Annotated in this window: 21 protein-coding genes; 15 read left to right on the forward strand and 6 right to left on the reverse strand. The window is 68.0% G+C overall.

Annotated elements, in window-relative coordinates:
- The coding region (secG, locus tag J0F76_RS17170) for a preprotein translocase subunit SecG (protein ID WP_207471343.1) at positions 1-450 on the reverse strand (450 nt) is incomplete at its 3' end.
- A 72-nt stretch (positions 451-522) separates the two neighbouring features.
- Here secG and J0F76_RS17175 point away from each other — a divergent pair.
- Genes J0F76_RS17175 through J0F76_RS17195 form a run of 5 tightly spaced genes read left to right on the forward strand, consistent with a single transcriptional unit; the run spans position 523 to position 4,707 of the window.
- Positions 523-1,956: a cobyric acid synthase gene (locus tag J0F76_RS17175; protein WP_207471344.1), complete on the forward strand. Its 1,434-nt coding sequence runs from the start codon at positions 523-525 to the stop codon at positions 1,954-1,956.
- Between the two features lie 5 nt (positions 1,957-1,961).
- Positions 1,962-2,960, forward strand: a complete 999-nt coding sequence (ispH, locus tag J0F76_RS17180) for a 4-hydroxy-3-methylbut-2-enyl diphosphate reductase (RefSeq protein WP_377707036.1) — start codon at positions 1,962-1,964, stop codon at positions 2,958-2,960.
- 58 nt (positions 2,961-3,018) lie between these two features.
- Positions 3,019-3,618 (forward strand): glutathione S-transferase family protein, encoded by a 600-nt coding sequence (locus tag J0F76_RS17185; RefSeq protein ID WP_207471346.1) that lies wholly within the window; start codon positions 3,019-3,021, stop codon positions 3,616-3,618.
- A complete protein-coding gene (gene rnhA / locus J0F76_RS17190; protein ID WP_207471349.1) occupies positions 3,611-4,078 on the forward strand; it encodes a ribonuclease HI in 468 nt (155 codons plus the stop codon). The genes J0F76_RS17185 and rnhA overlap by 8 nt, the downstream gene beginning before the upstream one ends.
- On the forward strand, positions 4,075-4,707 hold the full coding sequence (locus J0F76_RS17195) for a trimeric intracellular cation channel family protein (RefSeq protein WP_207471352.1): 633 nt from the start codon (positions 4,075-4,077) through the stop codon (positions 4,705-4,707). Before rnhA ends, J0F76_RS17195 begins: the two co-directional genes overlap by 4 nt.
- A 9-nt stretch (positions 4,708-4,716) precedes the next feature.
- On the opposite strand, the gene J0F76_RS17200 is transcribed toward J0F76_RS17195, so the two are convergent.
- Positions 4,717-5,130, reverse strand: coding sequence for a group III truncated hemoglobin (locus J0F76_RS17200; protein WP_423227378.1), 414 nt, complete (start codon positions 5,128-5,130; stop codon positions 4,717-4,719).
- 85 nt (positions 5,131-5,215) lie between these two features.
- Here J0F76_RS17200 and queF point away from each other — a divergent pair, with 85 nt between their 5' ends.
- Entirely contained in the window at positions 5,216-5,677 is a 462-nt protein-coding gene (gene queF, locus J0F76_RS17205) for a preQ(1) synthase (protein WP_207471355.1), read from the forward strand.
- On the opposite strand, the gene J0F76_RS17210 is transcribed toward queF, so the two are convergent.
- Entirely contained in the window at positions 5,674-6,498 is an 825-nt protein-coding gene (locus tag J0F76_RS17210) for a DUF6635 family protein (RefSeq protein ID WP_341351613.1), read from the reverse strand. The genes queF and J0F76_RS17210 overlap by 4 nt on opposite strands.
- Positions 6,499-6,629: 131 nt before the next feature.
- Here J0F76_RS17210 and ileS point away from each other — a divergent pair, with 131 nt between their 5' ends.
- The 3 genes from ileS (at position 6,630) to J0F76_RS17225 (ending at position 11,172) form a co-directional block, all read left to right on the forward strand.
- Positions 6,630-9,548: an isoleucine--tRNA ligase gene (ileS, locus tag J0F76_RS17215; protein ID WP_207471357.1), complete on the forward strand. Its 2,919-nt coding sequence runs from the start codon at positions 6,630-6,632 to the stop codon at positions 9,546-9,548.
- Between the two features lie 114 nt (positions 9,549-9,662).
- Positions 9,663-10,703 carry an L-glyceraldehyde 3-phosphate reductase gene (mgrA, locus tag J0F76_RS17220; RefSeq protein ID WP_207471359.1) on the forward strand — a complete coding sequence of 347 codons (1,041 nt, stop codon included), beginning with the start codon at positions 9,663-9,665 and terminating at the stop codon, positions 10,701-10,703.
- Positions 10,704-10,758: 55 nt separating this feature from the next.
- Entirely contained in the window at positions 10,759-11,172 is a 414-nt protein-coding gene (locus tag J0F76_RS17225; RefSeq protein WP_207471360.1) for an OsmC family protein, read from the forward strand.
- Here J0F76_RS17225 and J0F76_RS17230 read toward each other — a convergent pair.
- From J0F76_RS17230 to J0F76_RS17240, 3 genes are read right to left on the reverse strand one after another with little or no spacing between them, the layout of a single operon-like run.
- Positions 11,169-12,152 carry a hypothetical protein gene (locus tag J0F76_RS17230; protein ID WP_207471361.1) on the reverse strand — a complete coding sequence of 328 codons (984 nt, stop codon included), beginning with the start codon at positions 12,150-12,152 and terminating at the stop codon, positions 11,169-11,171. The two genes, J0F76_RS17225 and J0F76_RS17230, sit on opposite strands and share 4 nt — an antisense overlap.
- Entirely contained in the window at positions 12,152-12,508 is a 357-nt protein-coding gene (gene arsC / locus J0F76_RS17235; protein WP_207471362.1) for an arsenate reductase (glutaredoxin), read from the reverse strand. The genes J0F76_RS17230 and arsC overlap by 1 nt, the downstream gene beginning before the upstream one ends.
- A gap of 24 nt (positions 12,509-12,532) precedes the next feature.
- The gene (locus tag J0F76_RS17240) at positions 12,533-13,048 is read right to left on the reverse strand and encodes an Lrp/AsnC family transcriptional regulator (protein WP_207471363.1); all 516 of its coding nucleotides are present in this window, start codon (positions 13,046-13,048) and stop codon (positions 12,533-12,535) included.
- Positions 13,049-13,149: 101 nt separating this feature from the next.
- Here J0F76_RS17240 and J0F76_RS17245 point away from each other — a divergent pair, with 101 nt between their 5' ends.
- The 6 genes from J0F76_RS17245 to J0F76_RS17270 all read left to right on the forward strand — a co-directional run.
- Complete coding sequence (locus J0F76_RS17245) at positions 13,150-13,494, forward strand: DUF2849 domain-containing protein (RefSeq protein ID WP_207471365.1); 345 nt, start codon at positions 13,150-13,152, stop codon at positions 13,492-13,494.
- Positions 13,487-15,145 carry a nitrite/sulfite reductase gene (locus tag J0F76_RS17250; RefSeq protein ID WP_207471367.1) on the forward strand — a complete coding sequence of 553 codons (1,659 nt, stop codon included), beginning with the start codon at positions 13,487-13,489 and terminating at the stop codon, positions 15,143-15,145. Before J0F76_RS17245 ends, J0F76_RS17250 begins: the two co-directional genes overlap by 8 nt.
- Entirely contained in the window at positions 15,138-15,869 is a 732-nt protein-coding gene (locus J0F76_RS17255; RefSeq protein ID WP_207471368.1) for a phosphoadenylyl-sulfate reductase, read from the forward strand. The genes J0F76_RS17250 and J0F76_RS17255 overlap by 8 nt, the downstream gene beginning before the upstream one ends.
- The gene (locus J0F76_RS17260; RefSeq protein WP_207471370.1) at positions 15,866-16,252 is read left to right on the forward strand and encodes a DUF934 domain-containing protein; all 387 of its coding nucleotides are present in this window, start codon (positions 15,866-15,868) and stop codon (positions 16,250-16,252) included. Before J0F76_RS17255 ends, J0F76_RS17260 begins: the two co-directional genes overlap by 4 nt.
- A gap of 46 nt (positions 16,253-16,298) precedes the next feature.
- Complete coding sequence (locus J0F76_RS17265; protein ID WP_207471372.1) at positions 16,299-17,141, forward strand: ferredoxin--NADP reductase; 843 nt, start codon at positions 16,299-16,301, stop codon at positions 17,139-17,141.
- A gap of 164 nt (positions 17,142-17,305) precedes the next feature.
- A partial coding sequence (locus tag J0F76_RS17270) for a hypothetical protein (protein WP_207471374.1) occupies positions 17,306-17,507 on the forward strand: 202 nt, incomplete at its 3' end.

The following is a 17,507-nucleotide window of genomic DNA, read 5'->3' on the forward strand; positions in this document are numbered from 1 at the left end:
GGCCGGGGGCGCGACAGGCTCGACGGCCGGAGCCTCGGCGGCGGGGGCGTCAGTCGCATCGGTGGCGGGCGCTGCCGTGTCGGCCGCCGCGTCGGGCGCGGGCGGGGTCAGCGGATCGCCAGCCGCACCGGTCGAGGGCGGCGGCACATAGGCCGGAACCTGCGGCAGCGTCGATTCCTGCTGGCCCGCGGGTACACCCAGCTGGTCCATGATCGAGCTGTTGGAGACTTGCCGCGCGGCGATGATGGTCAGCGCGATCGAGGTCACGAACAGCGCGATTCCGAAGATCCAGGTCAGCCGCGTCAGGGCGTTGGCCGCCTGGCGGCCGGTCATCACGCCGCCGCCGCCGCCGCCCACGCCAAGCCCGCCGCCTTCGGAGCGTTGCAGCAGCACCACCCCGGTGAGCAGCACCGCGAGGATCAGATGGATGGTCAGGACGACGTTTTCCACGGCTTTCGGCCTTTCGCTTTCGGACGCGCCTATCTAGTCATCCGGGGGGATGATGGCAAGCGAGTGTGAACCATGCCTGCGCTGATGATCCAGGGCACCGGATCGAACGTCGGAAAGTCGCTGCTGGTGGCGGGCCTGTGCCGCGCGGCAAGGCAGCGCGGCCTGTCGGTCGCGCCCTTCAAGCCGCAGAACATGTCGAACAACGCGGCGGTGACGGCGGACGGCGGGGAAATCGGCCGGGCGCAGGCGCTTCAGGCGCGGGCCTGCGGGCTGGAGCCGCACACGGACATGAACCCGGTGCTGCTGAAGCCCGAGACGGATACGGGCGCGCAGGTGATCCTGCATGGCCGCGCGGTGGCGCGGGCCGAGGCACGCGATTACGGGGCATTGCGCCCGCGCCTGATGGCGGGCGTGCTTGACAGCTTCGCCCGCCTGACCGCCGCCCATGACCTTGTGATCGTCGAAGGCGTGGGCAGCCCGGCCGAGGTCAACCTGCGTCCCCGCGACATTGCCAACATGGGCTTCGCGCGCGCGGCGGGGGTACCGGTGGTGCTGGCGGGCGACATCGACCGGGGCGGGGTGATCGCGCAGATCGTGGGCACCCAGGCGGTCCTGGACCCCGGCGATGCGGCGATGATCCGGGGGTTCCTGGTCAACAAGTTCCGGGGCGATCCCCGCCTGTTCGACGACGGCTACCGCCTGATCGAGCAACGCACGGGCTGGCCCGGCTTCGGCGTCGTGCCGTGGTTTCCGGGCGCGCATCGCCTGCCCGCCGAGGACGCCGTGGACCTGCGCGCCAGCCGGGGCGAGGGGTTGCATGTCGTCTGCCTGTGCCTGTCCCGGATCGCCAATTTCGATGACCTCGATCCGCTGGCGGCCGAACCGGGAGTGCGGCTGACCATGCTGGGGCCGGGCCGCGCCATTCCCGGCGATGCGGATCTTGTGGTGATCCCCGGCACGAAATCGACGCTGGGCGACCTGGCCTTCCTGCGCGCGCAGGGATGGGATGTCGATCTGGCGGCCCATGTCCGGCGGGGCGGATCCGTGCTGGGCATCTGCGGCGGCTACCAGATGCTGGGCCGGATCATCCGCGATCCATCGGGCAGCGACGGGGCAGCGGGAGAGGTGCCCGGCCTGTGCCTTCTGGACGTGGAGACGGTGATGGCCCCGGACAAGCGGCTGGACCGTGTCACCGGCGTTGCGCTTGGCCAGCCGGTGACAGGCTACGAGATCCACATGGGCCGGACCTCTGGTCCTGACTGTGCGCGGCCCTTTGCCCATATCTCCGGCCCCGACGGCGCGATCAGCCCCGACGGCAGGATCGCGGGGACCTATCTTCACGGGCTGTTCTCGGGCGACGGTTTTCGGGCGGCCTGGCTTGCCCGGCTGGGCGTCCGCTCGCAGCCAGGATACGAGACCGGGGTGGACCAGGCCCTGGACGATCTGGCCGACCACCTGGAGTCGCATCTGGACGTGGCGGGATTGCTGAAGGTGGCCGGTTTGTGACGCCCATGCCGCTGGACGAAGCGGCGCGGGCGCGCTACCTCGGGGGCATGGAACACGCGAAACCGCCTTTGATGCTGTATCTTGCCGCGCCGCGCGGGTTCTGCGCGGGCGTGGACCGGGCCATCAAGATCGTCGAACTGGCGCTGCAGAAATGGGGCGCCCCCGTCTATGTCCGCCACGAGATCGTCCACAACAAGTTCGTGGTGGACAGTCTGCGCGACCAGGGCGCGGTCTTTGTCGAGGAACTGGACCAGGTGCCCGACGACCGTCCGGTGATCTTTTCCGCCCATGGCGTGCCCAAGGCCGTCCCCGCCGAGGCGCGGCGGCGCAACATGATCCATGTGGACGCGACCTGCCCGCTGGTCACCAAGGTCCACAACGAGGCCGCACGCCACCATGCCGAGGGGTTGCAGATGGTGATGATCGGCCACGAGGGTCACCCCGAGGTGCTGGGCACCATGGGCCAACTGCCCCCGGGCGAGGTGATCCTGGTGGAAACGGTCGCCGATGTGGCGCGGATCGCGCCGCGCGACCCCGACCGGCTGGCCTTCATCACCCAGACGACCCTGTCGGTGGATGACACCGCCGAGATCGTCGAGGCCCTGAAGGCGCGTTTTCCGGCGATCCATGGCCCGGCCAAGGAAGACATCTGCTATGCCACCACCAACCGGCAGGCGGCGGTCAAGGCGGTGGCGCACAAGATCGATGCGCTGCTGGTGATCGGCGCGCCGAACTCGTCGAACTCCAAGCGGCTGGTCGAGGTGGGCCGCGCGGCGGGTTGCGCCTATTCCCAGCTGGTGATGCGCGCCGACCAGATCGACTGGCGTGCCATCGACGGGGCGCGGGCCGTGGGCGTCACGGCAGGCGCCAGCGCCCCCGAGGTGCTGGTGAACGAGGTGATCGACGCTTTCCGCGCCCGTTATGACGTGACAGTCGAGATCGTCGAGACGGCGCAGGAAAACGTCGAATTCAAGGTGCCGAAGGTGCTGCGCGAAAGCGCCTGAGGCACGCGCCGGGGGCCAGCCCCCGGACCCCCGGGATATTTTGACCAAGATGAAAGACATGCGACTTTATTCGATGCCCTCGTCGGGCAACAGCTACAAGGTGCGGCTGCTTCTGGCCCTGCTGGGGCGGGCGGTCGAGATGGTCGATTGCGAATACGGATCGGCCAGGCTGGGCGAGGTGAAGCCCTCGCTGCCCTATGGCAAGCTGCCTGTGCTGGAGCTTGACGACGGCACGATGCTGGCGGAATCCGACGCGATCCTGTGGTTTCTGGGCGAGGGGACGGGCTTCGTTCCTGCCGATCCGGTGGCGCGTGCGCAGATGCTGGGCTGGATGTTCTGGGAACAGTACAACCACGAGCCGGTCGTTGCCGTGCGCGCGGCGCTGCTGTGCTATCCCGACCGTGCCGCCTTGGCCACTCCGGACCGGATGGCGGAGTTGCTGGAGCGGGGCCATGCCGTGCTGCAGGTGATGGAGGATCGGCTGGCCGGTCGCGACTGGCTGGTGGGCGACGACGTCACGCTGGCCGACATCTGCCTGTATGCCTACACGCACACGGGGGGCGAGCGCGGCGGTTTCAACATGGCGCGGTTCCCGGCCATCGGTCGCTGGCTGGGCCGCATCGCGGCGCTGCCCGGATACGTGGGGCTTGATGACTGATCTGTTCGCCTGGACCGACGGCGCCTGCAGCGGCAATCCCGGCCCCGGTGGCTGGGGTGTGCTGATGCGTGCGATGGACGGCGACAGGGTCGTCAAGGAACGCGAACTTGCCGGGGGCGAGGCGCTGACCACCAACAACCGGATGGAGCTGATGGCCGCGATCAGCGCGCTCGAGGTTCTGGCCCGGCCAAGCGCGATCACCATCACGACCGACAGCGCCTATGTGAAGAACGGCGTGACCCAGTGGATTCACGGCTGGAAGCGGAACGGCTGGAAGACCGCCGACAGGAAGCCGGTCAAGAACGTCGAGTTGTGGCAGCGCCTGGACGAGGCGCAGCGCCGCCATACCGTCACCTGGGCCTGGATCAAGGGCCATGCCGGGCACCCCGAGAACGAACGCGCCGACGAGTTGGCGCGGGGCGGCATGGCCCCTTTCAAGCCCGCCAAGGTCGCGGGATGACGCTGGCGGCGTTGGTCCCGCTGCTGGACTATGCCGCCGTCCTGGTCTTTGCGCTGACCGGCGCGCTTGTGGCCAGCCGGGCACAGCTGGATCTGGTGGGCTTCATCTTCTTCGCCACGCTGACCGGCATCGGCGGCGGCACCGTGCGCGACCTGGTGCTGGGCCGCGATCCGGTCTTCTGGGTGGAACGCCCGGAACTGATCCTGCTGACGGCGGGAGCGGCGGTCGTGGTGTTCTTCACCGCGCATCTGTTTGAAAGCCGATACAACCTGATCGTCTGGCTGGACGCCTTTGCCCTGGCGGTGGCCGTGCCTGCGGGCGTGGGCCTTGCGCTGGAGACAGGGGCCAGCCCGGTCGTGGTGGTAGCCATGGGCGTCGTCACCGGCACCTTCGGCGGGCTGATCCGCGACGTGGTGGGCAACGAACTGCCCCTGGTGCTGAAGCAGAAGGAGCTTTACGTCACCGCGACATTCGGCGGCGCAGTCGTCGCCGTGGCGCTGATCGGGGTCGGGATGCCTCGGCCCGTCGCGCTGATCTTCTGCGGGCTGGTGGTCATCGCCCTGCGCGCGGGCAGCCTGCTGCTGGGGTGGAGCCTGCCGACCTACAAGGCGCGCCCGCCGCGCCGCTAGCGCAGGCCATTATCGCAAGACAGGCGGGCCTTCGCGGGTGGGGCGGATGTCCTCGACCCCCATGCGCAGGCCCTGGCCGATGCGGTGCGCCAGGGCGGACCAGGCGCGGGCCGCGCCTGGGGGCAGGGTGCGGCGCAGGGTTTCGTCGAACAAGGCCAGCCAGATCGGAAAGTGATCCGCGCGCACGTCGCCCGCCTTCATGTGCGCGCGCATCGGGCTGCCGTCATAGCTGCGCTCGTACAGGATCGCGTTGCGCCAGAAGGCGGCGATCCTGGCCTCGTGCGCGGGCCAGTCGGAAACGTGGTTGGCAAAGACCGGGCCCAGCACCTCGTGCCGGCGGACCGCGCCGTAGAAGACGGCGACGACCTGGTCGATCTGGTCCGGGGTGACGTCGAAGCGGGGCGGGATCATGGCTGGCATCATGTGGCCTGTCGCCCGGGGTTCTGCAAGGCGCGGTTTGACGCATGGGGCAGGGGCTGCTATCCCCGCGCGCCGTCAAGGAGGCCTCATGTCCCATTACACCGATGCTCTGACCCAACTGGGCGCGAAAACCGACCTGCCCGCCAGCCCGGATCAGGCCTTGCTGGAGCGTGTGCCGAACCCGCAGGCGGGCGAGGCCTATGTCGTTCGCTTCACGCAGCCCGAGTTCACCAGCCTCTGCCCGATCACCGGCCAGCCGGACTTCGCGCATCTGGTGATCGACTATGTCCCCGGCGACTGGCTGGTCGAGTCGAAGTCGCTGAAGCTTTACCTGGGCAGTTTCCGCAATCACGGCGCTTTCCACGAGGATTGCACCGTCGGCATCGGCAAGCGGCTGGTTCAGGCCATCGCGCCTGAGTGGCTGCGGATCGGGGGATACTGGTATCCGCGTGGCGGCATGCCCATCGACGTGTTCTGGCAGACCGGCGCCGCGCCTGCGGGGCTGTGGCTGCCGGACCAGGGCGTGGCCGGGTATCGCGGGCGCGGCTAGCGCAGGTTCCGCCACAGCATCAGCACGGCATCCGACAGGTCGCCGGCGCGGGCCAGCAGGTGCTCGCGCTCGATCCCCCCGGTGGGTTCCGCCCGGTCCAGCCTGTCCAGCAGGCGCAGGATGCGGCGGCGATGCGTGCCCGCCCAAAGCTGGATCGGGTCGGCGATCAGCCCGGCAAAGGTCGTGACCAGCGACCCGGCCACCGCAAGGGCGATGCCGGTGCCGATCACCTCCCACGGGGACAGTTCGACCGGGAAGGCCCAGTACCAGGCGCGGCCCAGCCGGTCGCCCAGCAGGAAGTCGCCGACCGCCGTGGAATGGGCGCGGATTTCGGCCAGCGGTCCGGCGAGCGAGATGATGCCCGGCGTCGCGCGGTTGAACAGCAAGTAGCCGCCGGCCAGGACGATCAGCGAGGTGGTGATCTCGGACACGGCGTTGCGCGTCTCGGCCAAGGTCGCGGCTTCGCGGCGGACGGCCTCGGGCGGGGCGGCGGGGCCGATACCTTGGGCGTCGAGGTTGGCGATCAGGGCCAGCAGGTCGGCCGCGATCACCCGGCCCATGTCCGAGGGCAGGAAGACGCGCCGTGCGCCCAGCCAGGCGCCCGCGCGTTTGGCGCCAAGCTTCGACAGCAGCCAGGCCCCCAGCCGGGTCAACAGGAAGACCGGCGACAGCATCACGTTGACAGGCGCACGCATTAGGTCCCACCCGAGCGCCGCGCGGTGCAGCCGCAGGGTGCCGCGCGGGCCGTATCGGTCGCGGACGAAGCGTTCCACGGCGGCACGGCGGCGGCGCAGGGCATCATCGGTCAGGGTTGCGGGCACGCGGGCGGCTTTCTATAGAGGGCGGCATGGAATTTCTGGCGTTCGGACCCCGAATTAGCAACCCGGTGGCGTGAGGTTTCGCGCCGCCGGGTCTTCGCCTGTCCGAACCTCTCCCCCGAAGGATGCCCCCCATGGCCGCCGACACGCCTGCCGACACCACCGCCACGACCGACGTTCCCGACTACCGCGACACCGTCTTCCTGCCGCAGACCGAGTTTCCGATGCGCGCGGGCCTGCCGCAGCGCGAGCCCGAATGGCTGGCCCGCTGGGACCGCATCGGCATCTACGACCGCCTGCGCGAGCGTGCGGAAGGCCGTGCGCCCTTCATCCTGCATGACGGTCCGCCCTATGCGAACGGCCACCTGCATATCGGCCACGCGCTGAACAAGACCATCAAGGACATCATCGTGCGCAGCCACCAGATGATGGGCCGCGACGCGCGCTATGTCCCCGGCTGGGACTGCCACGGGTTGCCGATCGAATGGAAGATCGAGGAGAAATACCGCGCCGAGGGCCGCGACAAGGACGCCGTGGACGTGGTCGAGTTCCGCCAGGAATGCCGCCGCTTCGCCGCCGACTGGATCGACATCCAGCGCGAGGAGTTCAAGCGCCTGGGCATCACCGGCAAGTGGGACGATCCCTACCTGACGATGGACTTCCACGCCGAGGCGGTGATCGCGGCCGAGTTCATGAAGCTGGTGATGAACGGCGCGCTGTATCAGGGGTCGAAGCCGGTGATGTGGTCGCCGGTGGAAAAGACCGCCCTGGCCGAGGCCGAGGTTGAATACAAGGACCACACCAGCCACACGATCTGGGTGCGGTTCAAGCCCGTCGCGGGTCTGGATGGCGCGTCGGTTGTCATCTGGACCACGACGCCTTGGACCATCCCGCAGAACCGGGCCGTGGCCTACAACCCTGCCATTGCCTACGGTCTTTATGAAGTCAGGGCCGTGGCCGAGAACGCGACGGCGCAGGCGGGCGAGACACTGGTTCTGGCCGATGCCTTGGCCGACAGCGTGATGAAGTCCGCGAAGGTTGAGGATTACGCGCGTCTGCGCGACGTGTCGGCGGACGAGCTTTCCGGCCTGATCCTTGCCCACCCCCTGCGCGGCGTCGAGGGTGGCAGTGGCGAATGGGACTTTGACGTCCCGCTGCTGCCCGGCGACCATGTCACCGACGATGCGGGCACGGGCTTTGTCCACACCGCGCCCAGCCACGGCGACGACGACTATCAGCTTGGCCTGCGCTTCAAGCTGCCGATGACCTACAACGTCGAACCCGACGGATCCTACCGCAAGGATCTGCCGCTGTTCGGCGGGCAGGCGATCATCGACGCGGATGGCAAGGACGGCCCGGCCAATATCAGCGTCATCAAGCAGCTTGCCTATGCCGGCGCGCTGCTGGCCAAGGGGAAGGTGAAGCACTCCTATCCCCACTCTTGGCGGTCCAAGGCGCCGCTGATCTATCGCAACACGCCCCAGTGGTTCGCGGCCATCGACAGGCCGCTGGCCGACGGCATGGGCGCGCATGGCGACACGATCCGCACGCGGGCGCTGAACAGCATCGACAAGCTGGTGAAATGGTGGCCGCAGACCGGGCGGAACCGCATCCATTCGATGGTCGAGAACCGCCCCGACTGGGTGCTGTCGCGCCAGCGTGCCTGGGGCGTGCCGCTGACCTGCTTCGTCAGGAAGGGCGCGAAGCCCACCGAAGACGACTTCCTGCTGCGCGACCAGCGGGTGAACGACCGCATCATCAGCGCCTTCGAGGCCGAGGGCGCCGACGTCTGGTATCGCGACGGCTTCAAGGCGCAGGTTCTGGACGGGGTCGTGAACCCGGAAGACTATGACCAGGTCACCGACGTTCTGGACGTGTGGTTCGACTCGGGCTCGACCCATGCCTTCGTGCTGCGCGACCGGGTGGACGGGGCTCCGGACGGGATCGCCGACGTCTATCTGGAGGGCACCGACCAGCATCGCGGCTGGTTCCAGTCGTCCTTGCTGCAGGGCTGCGCGACCAAGGGGCGGGCGCCTTACCGCAACGTGGTGACGCATGGCTTCACCCTGGACGAGAAGGGCATGAAGATGTCCAAGTCGCTGGGCAACACCATCGTCCCCGCCAAGGTGATCGAGCAGTACGGCGCCGACATCCTGCGGCTTTGGGTGGCGCAGGCGGACTATACCGCCGACCAGCGGATCGGGCCCGAGATCCTGAAGGGCACCGCCGACAGCTATCGCCGGTTGCGCAACACGCTGCGGTTCCTGCTGGGGGCCTTGGACGGCTTCACGGATGCCGAGAAGGTGGCGCCCGCGCAGATGCCCGAGCTGGAGCAGTGGGTGCTGCATCGCCTTGCGCAACTGGATCACGCGGTGCGCAAGGGTTACGATCAGTTCGACTTCCAGGGCGTGTTCCAGACGCTGTTCCAGTTCTGCACCGTGGACCTGTCGGCCTTCTATTTCGACATCCGCAAGGACTCGCTTTACTGCGACGCCGCCACCGACCCGCGCCGCCGGGCCGCGCGGACGGTGCTGGACATCCTGTTCCACCGGCTCGTGACCTGGCTGGCCCCGATCCTGCCCTTCACGACCGAGGATGTGTGGCTGTCGCGCTTCCCGTCCTATGACGACAGCGTGCACCTGCACGACTTCCCCGTGACCCCCGCCGACTGGCTGAACGAGCCGCTGGCGGTGAAGTGGGACCACGTCCGCCGCGCCCGCCGCGTGGTCACGGCCGCGCTGGAGGTCAGGCGGTCCGACAAGACCATCGGCGCCAGCCTGGAAGCCGCGCCGGTCGTCCATGTCGAGGACCGCGACATGCTGGCCGCGCTGAAGTCGGTGGATTTCGCGGATGTCTGCATCACCTCGGACCTGTCGCTGACCGCCGACCCGGCCCCGGCCGAGGCCTTCCGCATGGCCGAGACCCCCGGCATCGGCGTGGTCTTCGAATCGGCCGATGGCGAGAAATGCCAGCGCTGCTGGAAGATCCTGCCCGACGTGGGCACGCACCGGCATCCCGGCGTCTGCGGGCGCTGCGACGACGTGCTGGCCTGAGAAAACTCCGACCCGCGCGGGGGCCATCCCTGCGCGGGTTATCCGTCCCGGTCCGCCGCTTGACGCCGGACAAGGGCGGCACCATCCTGCGCCCGCGCAATCACAGGCAGGATCGTGATGTATCACCCCAATCCCTATCGCTATGACCGGATGCTCTATCGCCGTTGCGGCAGGTCGGGCCTGCTGCTGCCTGCGATCAGCCTGGGGTTGTGGCACAATTTCGGCCATGACACGCCCCTCCAGACCAAGCGCGACATCTGCCGCACCGCCTTCGACCTGGGCATCACCCATTTCGACCTGGCCAACAACTATGGTCCGCCACCCGGCAGTGCCGAGGAAGCCTTCGGAGAGATCCTGCGGACCGATTTCGCGGGCCACCGGGACGAGTTGGTCATCAGCAGCAAGGCGGGCTGGACCATGTGGCCCGGCCCCTACGGCGAATACGGCAGCCGCAAATACCTGATCGCCTCCTGCGACCAGTCGCTGAAGCGGCTGGGCGTGGACTACGTCGATATCTTCTATTCCCACCGCTTCGATCCCGACACGCCGCTGGAGGAAACCATGGGCGCGCTGGATCACATCGTCCGGTCGGGCCGGGCGCTGTATGCGGGGATTTCCAGCTACAACAGTGCGCGCACCCGCGAGGCGGCGGCGATCCTGCGCGACCTGGGAACGCCCTGCCTGATCCACCAGCCCAGCTACAACATGCTGAACCGCTGGATCGAACGCGACAGGCTGCTGGACCGGCTGGAGGACGAAGGCATGGGCAGCATCGTCTTCACGCCCCTGGCGCAGGGAATGCTGACGGGAAGATACCTCGACGGGATTCCGTCCGACAGCCGCGCGGCACAGGGCAAGTCGCTGGCCGGTGACTGGCTGACGCCGGACATGATCCGGCGCCTGAACGGGTTGAACGACCTGGCCGCCGCACGCGGGCAGTCGCTGGCGCAGATGGCGGTGGCCTGGACCCTGCGCGACGGGCGCGTGACCAGCGCGCTGATCGGGGCGTCGCGCGCCTCGCAGGTGGCCGATTGCGTCGGCGCGCTGGAGCGGCTGGATTTCACGGCCGACGAACTGGCCCGCATCGACGAGCTGTCGGCGGGCGGCGATGTCAACATCTGGCGCGGCTCGACCGAAGGTGCGGGCGAGGCGTGAGGCGACAGCACGGTCCCGACGTGCTAGGCTGAGGCCGGGTCAGCAGGGGGCCGCCATGCCTGTCGTCAGCGTCAGCCTGATGAACTTGCCGGGGACGGAAGCCGCCGTGGGCTGGGCGGGCGGCCATTGCCTCATCGCCGACCGGCCCGAGGGCAAGGCCGGCGGCATGGGACTGGGCTTCAACGGGGCGCAACTGCTGGCGCTGGCCATCGGCGGCTGCTTCTGCAACGACCTGCGCCATGTCGCGCATCGGCGCGGGGCGGCGATCGCCTCGGTCGCGGTCAAGGTTCATCTGACGCTGGAAGGCGAGCCGCTGATCGCCACCGGGGCCGACATAGCTGTGCAATGCGCCCTGGAGGACGGGTCCGATCCGCAGGCCCTGATCGACGAGGCCAGGGACGGCTCGATGGTGGGCTGTTCGCTGCCGCGCGGGATTCCGGTGCGGGTGTCGGCAGGGCAGGGCGGCTAGTCCCACCACCAGCCGTTCTTCTTCAGCGCCTGCCGGATCGGCTTTTCCTTCGCGGGCAGCCCGTTCGCGAACAGCGGACGGATTTTGGCGCGGCCCTTGCCCTGGTAGATCAGCTTCTTCGCCGGTTCCCAGTGCCGCAGCCGCTTCTTGATGCGGTTGGGGGCGGTCGCGGTTTCCAGCACCTCCAGAACCGCTTCGGGTTCGCGGGCGTAAAGCAGCGGCAGGTTGCGGTAATGGCAGGTCACGTCGCCGTCCAAACCCGCCAGGTCGGGACCCGGCCGCCCGCCGCCCAGGCCGTGGATGACCAGCGGCAGGACCACCTGGTCCAGCCAGGGATCGAGGCTCTGGCAGGCCAGTTCCTCGGGCGGGTCGTTGCGCACCGACAGCGCCCAGTCGAGGAATCGCTGCCCGAAGGCCGCAGGGTCGGGACCGAAGAACCAGCCCGCGTTGAAATACAGGTATCGTTCCCAATGCTCGTCCGGCTGGGACAGGTCCAGGGACGATGCGAAATCCAGCCCGAAGCGGTCGTAGAGCGATTTCCAGATCGTGCCGAAGCCGGGGCCGTAGAGCGGCGGTTCGGGCCATGTCCCCTCGCGCCGCATCGACGCCGCCGGGCGGGCGGCGGCAAGGGGCAGCCGGTCCAGCGGACCCACCACCAGCGTGTCGGTGTCGAAGAAGGCGAAGGGTTCGTCCCCGGGCAGGACCGACAGCGCCTCGATCTTGTTGCCATAGGGATAGGCCGCGCCGAAATGCCGCGCGGTGAAGGGCACGATCTCGGCCCCCATGCCTTCCAGCAGGCTGCGGGTGTCGTCCGCGATGCGCGTGTCGTGGCCCGCCCATGCACCGTCCGGCCGGGGTTCCGCGACGATCAGGCGGCCCGCGAAATCCGGCGCTGAGTGGCGCAGGCTGGCGGCGAAGATGATCGCCTCGAACTCCAGCCGTCCGGCCTGGGCGACGATCAGCAGGTTCGGCGCGGCCATCAGGCGGACAGAAGGTCGAAGACGGTTTCCTTGGGACGGCACAGCCGGGCGCCCGTCGGCCCGAAGACCACGGGCCGCTCGATCACCGCCGGATGGTCCGCCATGGCCGCGATCAGCGCATCGTCGGACAGCGCCGGATCGCCCAGGCCGAGATCGTCGAAGGGCGTGTTCCTGCGCCGCAGAAGGTCGCGCGGGCCGATCCCCAGCCGCTTCAGGGCGTCGCGCAGTTCATCGGCCGAGGGCGGCTGCTGCTGGTAGTCGCGCACCGCGACGTCCGCCCCCGCATCCTGCAGGGCTTGCAGCACGAAGCGCGAGGTCGAGCATTTCGGATTGTGCCAGATGGTATAGTCGGACATGCGGCCCCCAAGGTCGGCACAACCCTAGCGCGTGGCGTCGGGGATGGGAAGCGCGCTGGTTGCCTTGATCTCCTCCATCGACAGAAGGGCGGTGACGTTGTGGATCTTCACCTCGCCGATCAGCGACTGGTAGAAGCGGTCATAGGCGCGGGCGTTACGGACCTGCACCTTGAGGATATAGTCGATGTCGCCCGCCAGCCGGTGCGCCTCGATCACTTCGGGGCGTTCGCGCAGCGCCTTGAGGAACCGCGCGGCCCAGTCCTTGTCGTGTTCGCTGGTGCGGATCAGCACGAAGAAGCAGGCCTCCAGCCCCAGCGCCTCGGGGTCAAGAATCGCCACCTGCCTGCGGATCACCCCGGCCTCGCGCAGCTTGCGGATTCGGTTCCAGACGGGGGTCTTCGATGCCCCTACGCGGTCGGCGATCTGGTCGAGCGACAGGCTCGCATCCTCTTGCAGCAGGGACAGGATTTTGCGATCCACGTCGTCCAGCCGGAAATTTGTTTTTGCTGCGCCTGCATTCGGTGGAAGGTGTTCCGACATGATCGACCATTGTGGCTGAATATCCTTATTTTCCAGACCCCATCGCAAAGATCCAGAACAAAATTCTATATTGGAAGAACCAATCCGAAAGGGTCCGTACCATGAGCAAAGCCTTCGTCCCGACGGCCGCGAAACCCGGCGTCATCACCGCAAACGACCTGCGCGAAGGCCATAACGTGTGGATGTGCGAGGACGGCTGGACCGCCGATCCCGCGCGCGCGACCCTGTTCGAGGACGAGGCGATTGCGGATCTGGCGCTGCTGAAGGCGGTTGGTCAGTCCAACCTCGTCGTCGGCCCCTATCTGGTCGAGGCCCGTCGCGGTCCCAACGGCCCCGAGCCGACCCATTTCCGCGAGGCGTTCCGCCAGCGCGGCCCGTCCAACTATTTCCACGGCATCCAGACCGTGAAGCAAGCCGTCACCCAGACCGAGGCCAGCAATGTTTGATGTTCGTCCCGTCGATACCGATTATGTGCGCCACCGTGCGGCCCAGTTCCGCGCCCAGGTCGAACGACGCCTGGACGGCAGCCTGACGGAAGACGAGTTCCGGCCCCTGCGCCTGATGAACGGCGTTTATCTGCAACTGCACGCCTACATGCTGCGGATCGCCATTCCCTATGGCACGATCAACCCCGACCAGATGCGGATGCTGGCGCATCTGGCCGAAGCCCATGACAAGGGTTACGGCCACTGGACCACCCGCCAGAACATCCAGTTCAACTGGCCCAAGCTGGTGGAAATCCCCGACATGCTGGACAAGCTGGCATCCGTCGGGATGCACGCGATCCAGACGTCGGGCAACACGATCCGCAACGTGACCACCGACGCCTTCGCGGGGGCTGCCGCCGACGAATACCTGGACCCGCGCCCTTATGCGGAACTGCTGCGCAGCTGGTCCACCGACCATGCGGAATTCCAGTTCCTGCCGCGCAAGTTCAAGATCGCCATCACCGGCGCCGCGAAGGACCGCGCGCTTGTGCAGGCCCACGACATCGGGCTGCGCCTGATCCAGAAGGACGGCCAGACCGGCTTCGAGGTCTGGGTCGGCGGTGGCCTGGGCCGCACGCCCATGCTGGGCAAGGTGATCCGCGACTTCCTGCCTGAAGCCGACCTGCTGGCCTATATCGAGGCGATCATCTCGACCTACAACCTGTCGGGCCGGCGCGACAACAAGTACAAGGCCCGCATCAAGATCACCGTGCATGAGCGCGGGTTGGACGTCTTCAAGGCCGAGGTCGAGGAGGAGTTCGCCAATCGCCGCCGCGACTTCCACGGTGCCGACCGCGAGGCGCTGGCGATCTTCAAGGACCGTTTCGCCGCCCCCGCCTTCCGCAACGCCCCGACCGACGGCTACGAGGCCGAGCGGGCGAAGAACGGCGCCTTCCGCAGCTGGACCGACACCAACCTGCACCCGCACAAGGTGGACGGCTATGCCAGCGTGATCGTGACCTTCAAGACGCATGGCGAGACGCCGGGCGACGCCTCGGCGGACCAGATGCGCCTGCTGGCCGACCTGGCCGAGCAGTACGGCCATGCCGACCTGCGCGTCACCCACGACCAGAACGTCGTGCTGCCGCATGTCCACAAGTCGGACCTGCCCGCCATCTATGCCGCCCTGCAGAAGGCCGGGCTTGCCGTGGCCAACGCGGGCCTGACCAGCGACATCATCGCGTGCCCCGGCATGGACTACTGCGCGCTGGCGACCGCCCGCTCGATCCCCATCGCGCAGGAAATCGCGACGCACTTCAAGAACAACGGCCTGGAAGACGAGATCGGCAAGCTGAACATCCGCATCTCGGGCTGCATCAACGCCTGCGGGCACCACCACCTGGGCCATATCGGCATCCTGGGGCTGGACCGCGCGGGGGTGGAAAACTACCAGATCACGCTGGGCGGCGACGGCTACGACATCCCGGCCATCGGCGAACGCGCCGGCGCGGGCTTCCCCTATGACCAGGTGGTGCCTGCGGTGGACCGCCTGCTGCGCGCCTATCTGGAGGTGCGGGCCGACGCGTCCGAGCGCTTCATCGACGCCTATCGCCGTCTTGGTCCCGCCCCGTTCAAGGCCGCGCTCTATCCCGAGCCTGCCCATGCTTGACGACACACTGGACGGTCGGGCCGCGCGGCTGAACGACCGCTATCGGCACCATGCCGCGACCGAGGTTCTGCGCCGCGCCGTGACCGACCCCGACCTGGGGCGGGTGGCGCTGGTGTCGTCCTTCGGGGCCGAATCGGTGGTGCTTCTGCACATGATCAGCCGCGTGGCGCCGGGCCTGCCGGTTCTGTTCATCGACACGCAGATGCTGTTTCCCGAAACGCTGGACTACCAGCGCGAGGTGTCGGCCAAGCTGGGCCTGACCAACGTGCAGGTGATCCGCGCGGCCGAGGCGGTCGTGGCGCACCAGGACCCCGACGGCACGCTGCACCGGTTCGACGCCAACGCCTGCTGCGACCTGCGCAAGACCGTGCCGCTGGAACGCGCGCTTGGGGGCTTTGACGCCTGGATCACCGGGCGCAAGCGGTTCCAGAACACCGACCGCGCCGCGCTGGAGTTCTTCGAGCCCGAGCCCCCCTCGCGCCTGCGCATCAACCCGCTGGCCCATTGGCGGGCCGAGGACGTGCAGGAATACATGGCCGAAAACAACCTGCCGCGCCATCCGCTGGTCGCGCGCGGCTATCCTTCCATCGGCTGCGCGCCCTGCACGTCGCCGGTGAAACCGGGCGAGGACCCGCGCGCCGGGCGCTGGCGCGGGCAGGACAAGTCCGAATGCGGCATCCACTTCATTGGCGGCAAGATGGTCCGCGGAAAGGTTCCGGCATGACCGAGCAGTTGAACAGCGCACGCATCCTCGCGCGCGACGACGGTTTCCATCCCCTGGTGCAGGAGGCCGAGGAAACGCTGGCCCCCGACACGCCGCTGTCGGATCTGGCCCAGCATCTTGACCGCGACCTTCTTGCCATCGACTTTCCGTCCTTCAGCGACGGGCGCGGCTTTTCGCTGGCCCGCCGTCTGCGCGAGATGGGCTTCAAGGGCCGCCTGCGCGCCTCGGGGCGGTTGATCGCGGACCAGTATGCGATGGCCCGTCGCGTGGGCTTCGACGAGGTCGAGGTTGCCCCCGACATCGCCGCCCGCCAGCCCGCCGAACAATGGATCGCACGCGCCGACTGGAAGGCCTTCGACCATCGCGCGCAACTGGCAGGCTAGGGGTTTCTCCCTGCCGCCCAATGCACTAGAACGCTCAGGAATCCTCATGACCCTGGATATGCCCGTGGCCGACGCCGCCCCCAAGACCGCCGCCAAGACCCTTCCCGATGCCCAGACCGTGACGGCGGTCAGGCACTGGACGGACAGCCTGTTTTCCTTCCGCGTGACGCGGCCCGCGTCCTTGCGCTTCCGGTCGGGCGAATTCGTGATGATCGGCCTTCTGGGCGACAACGGCAAACCGCTGCTGCGCGCCTATTCCATCGCCTCGCCCAACTGGGACGAGGAACTGGAATTCTATTCCATCAAGGTTCCGGACGGGCCGCTGACCTCGAAGCTGCAGCACATCCAGCCGGGGGACGAGATCATCCTGCGTCCCAAGCCGGTCGGCACCCTGGTGCTTGACGCGCTGCTGCCCGGCAAGCGGCTGTGGTTCCTGGCGACCGGCACCGGCATCGCGCCCTTCGCGTCGCTGATGCGCGACCCCGAGACCTATGAGCGTTACGAGCAGGTGGTGATGATGCACACCTGCCGCACGGCGGACGAGCTGACCTATGGCCGCGAACTGGTCGAGAACCTGAAGCACGACCCCCTGCTGGGCGAGATCTACGGAGAGGATTTCGCCAATCGCCTGATCTACTATCCCACCACCACGCGCGAGGAATCGCCGCGCATGGGGCGGATCACCGACAACATGACCTCGGGCAAGGTGTTCCAGGATCTGGGCCTGCCGCCGATCAGCCCGGAAACTGATCGCGCCATGGTCTGCGGCAGCCTGGCCTTCAACGTCGATGTGAAGGATGTGCTGGAAGGCTTTGGCCTGCGCGAGGGGGCGAATTCCGAACCCCGCGAATTCGTGGTCGAAAAGGCCTTTGTCGGCGAGGGTGTCTGACCTTTCCGACGATCCAGGACTGCAAGGGGCGCGGCTGGACCGCGCCCCTTTTCATTAGGGCCTTTCCGCCGATCACGGCCCGGTCACGCGCATGTTTGGAACTGCACCCTCGGCCTTCCGGTTAGATTGCCAACAGAAAAATCGTCTGAGGGAGAGGAGTTCCCATGCGCCGGATCATCCACAACACCACCGCCATCGCGGCTTGCCTGTCGCTGCTGGCACCGCATCTTGCCCAGGCACAGCCCGCCGCCCCCGAGGGAGGGGCACAGCCCGCGCAGCAAGCCCAGCCCAAGCCGCCGCAGCAAGAGCCTGCGCAGCAGCCCCAGGCAGGGCAGCCTGCCGCCCCGGCGCCGCAGGCCGCCGCAC

Source organism: Paracoccus fontiphilus, assembly GCF_017356265.1.
Taxonomy (GTDB): Bacteria; Pseudomonadota; Alphaproteobacteria; order Rhodobacterales; family Rhodobacteraceae; genus Paracoccus; species Paracoccus fontiphilus.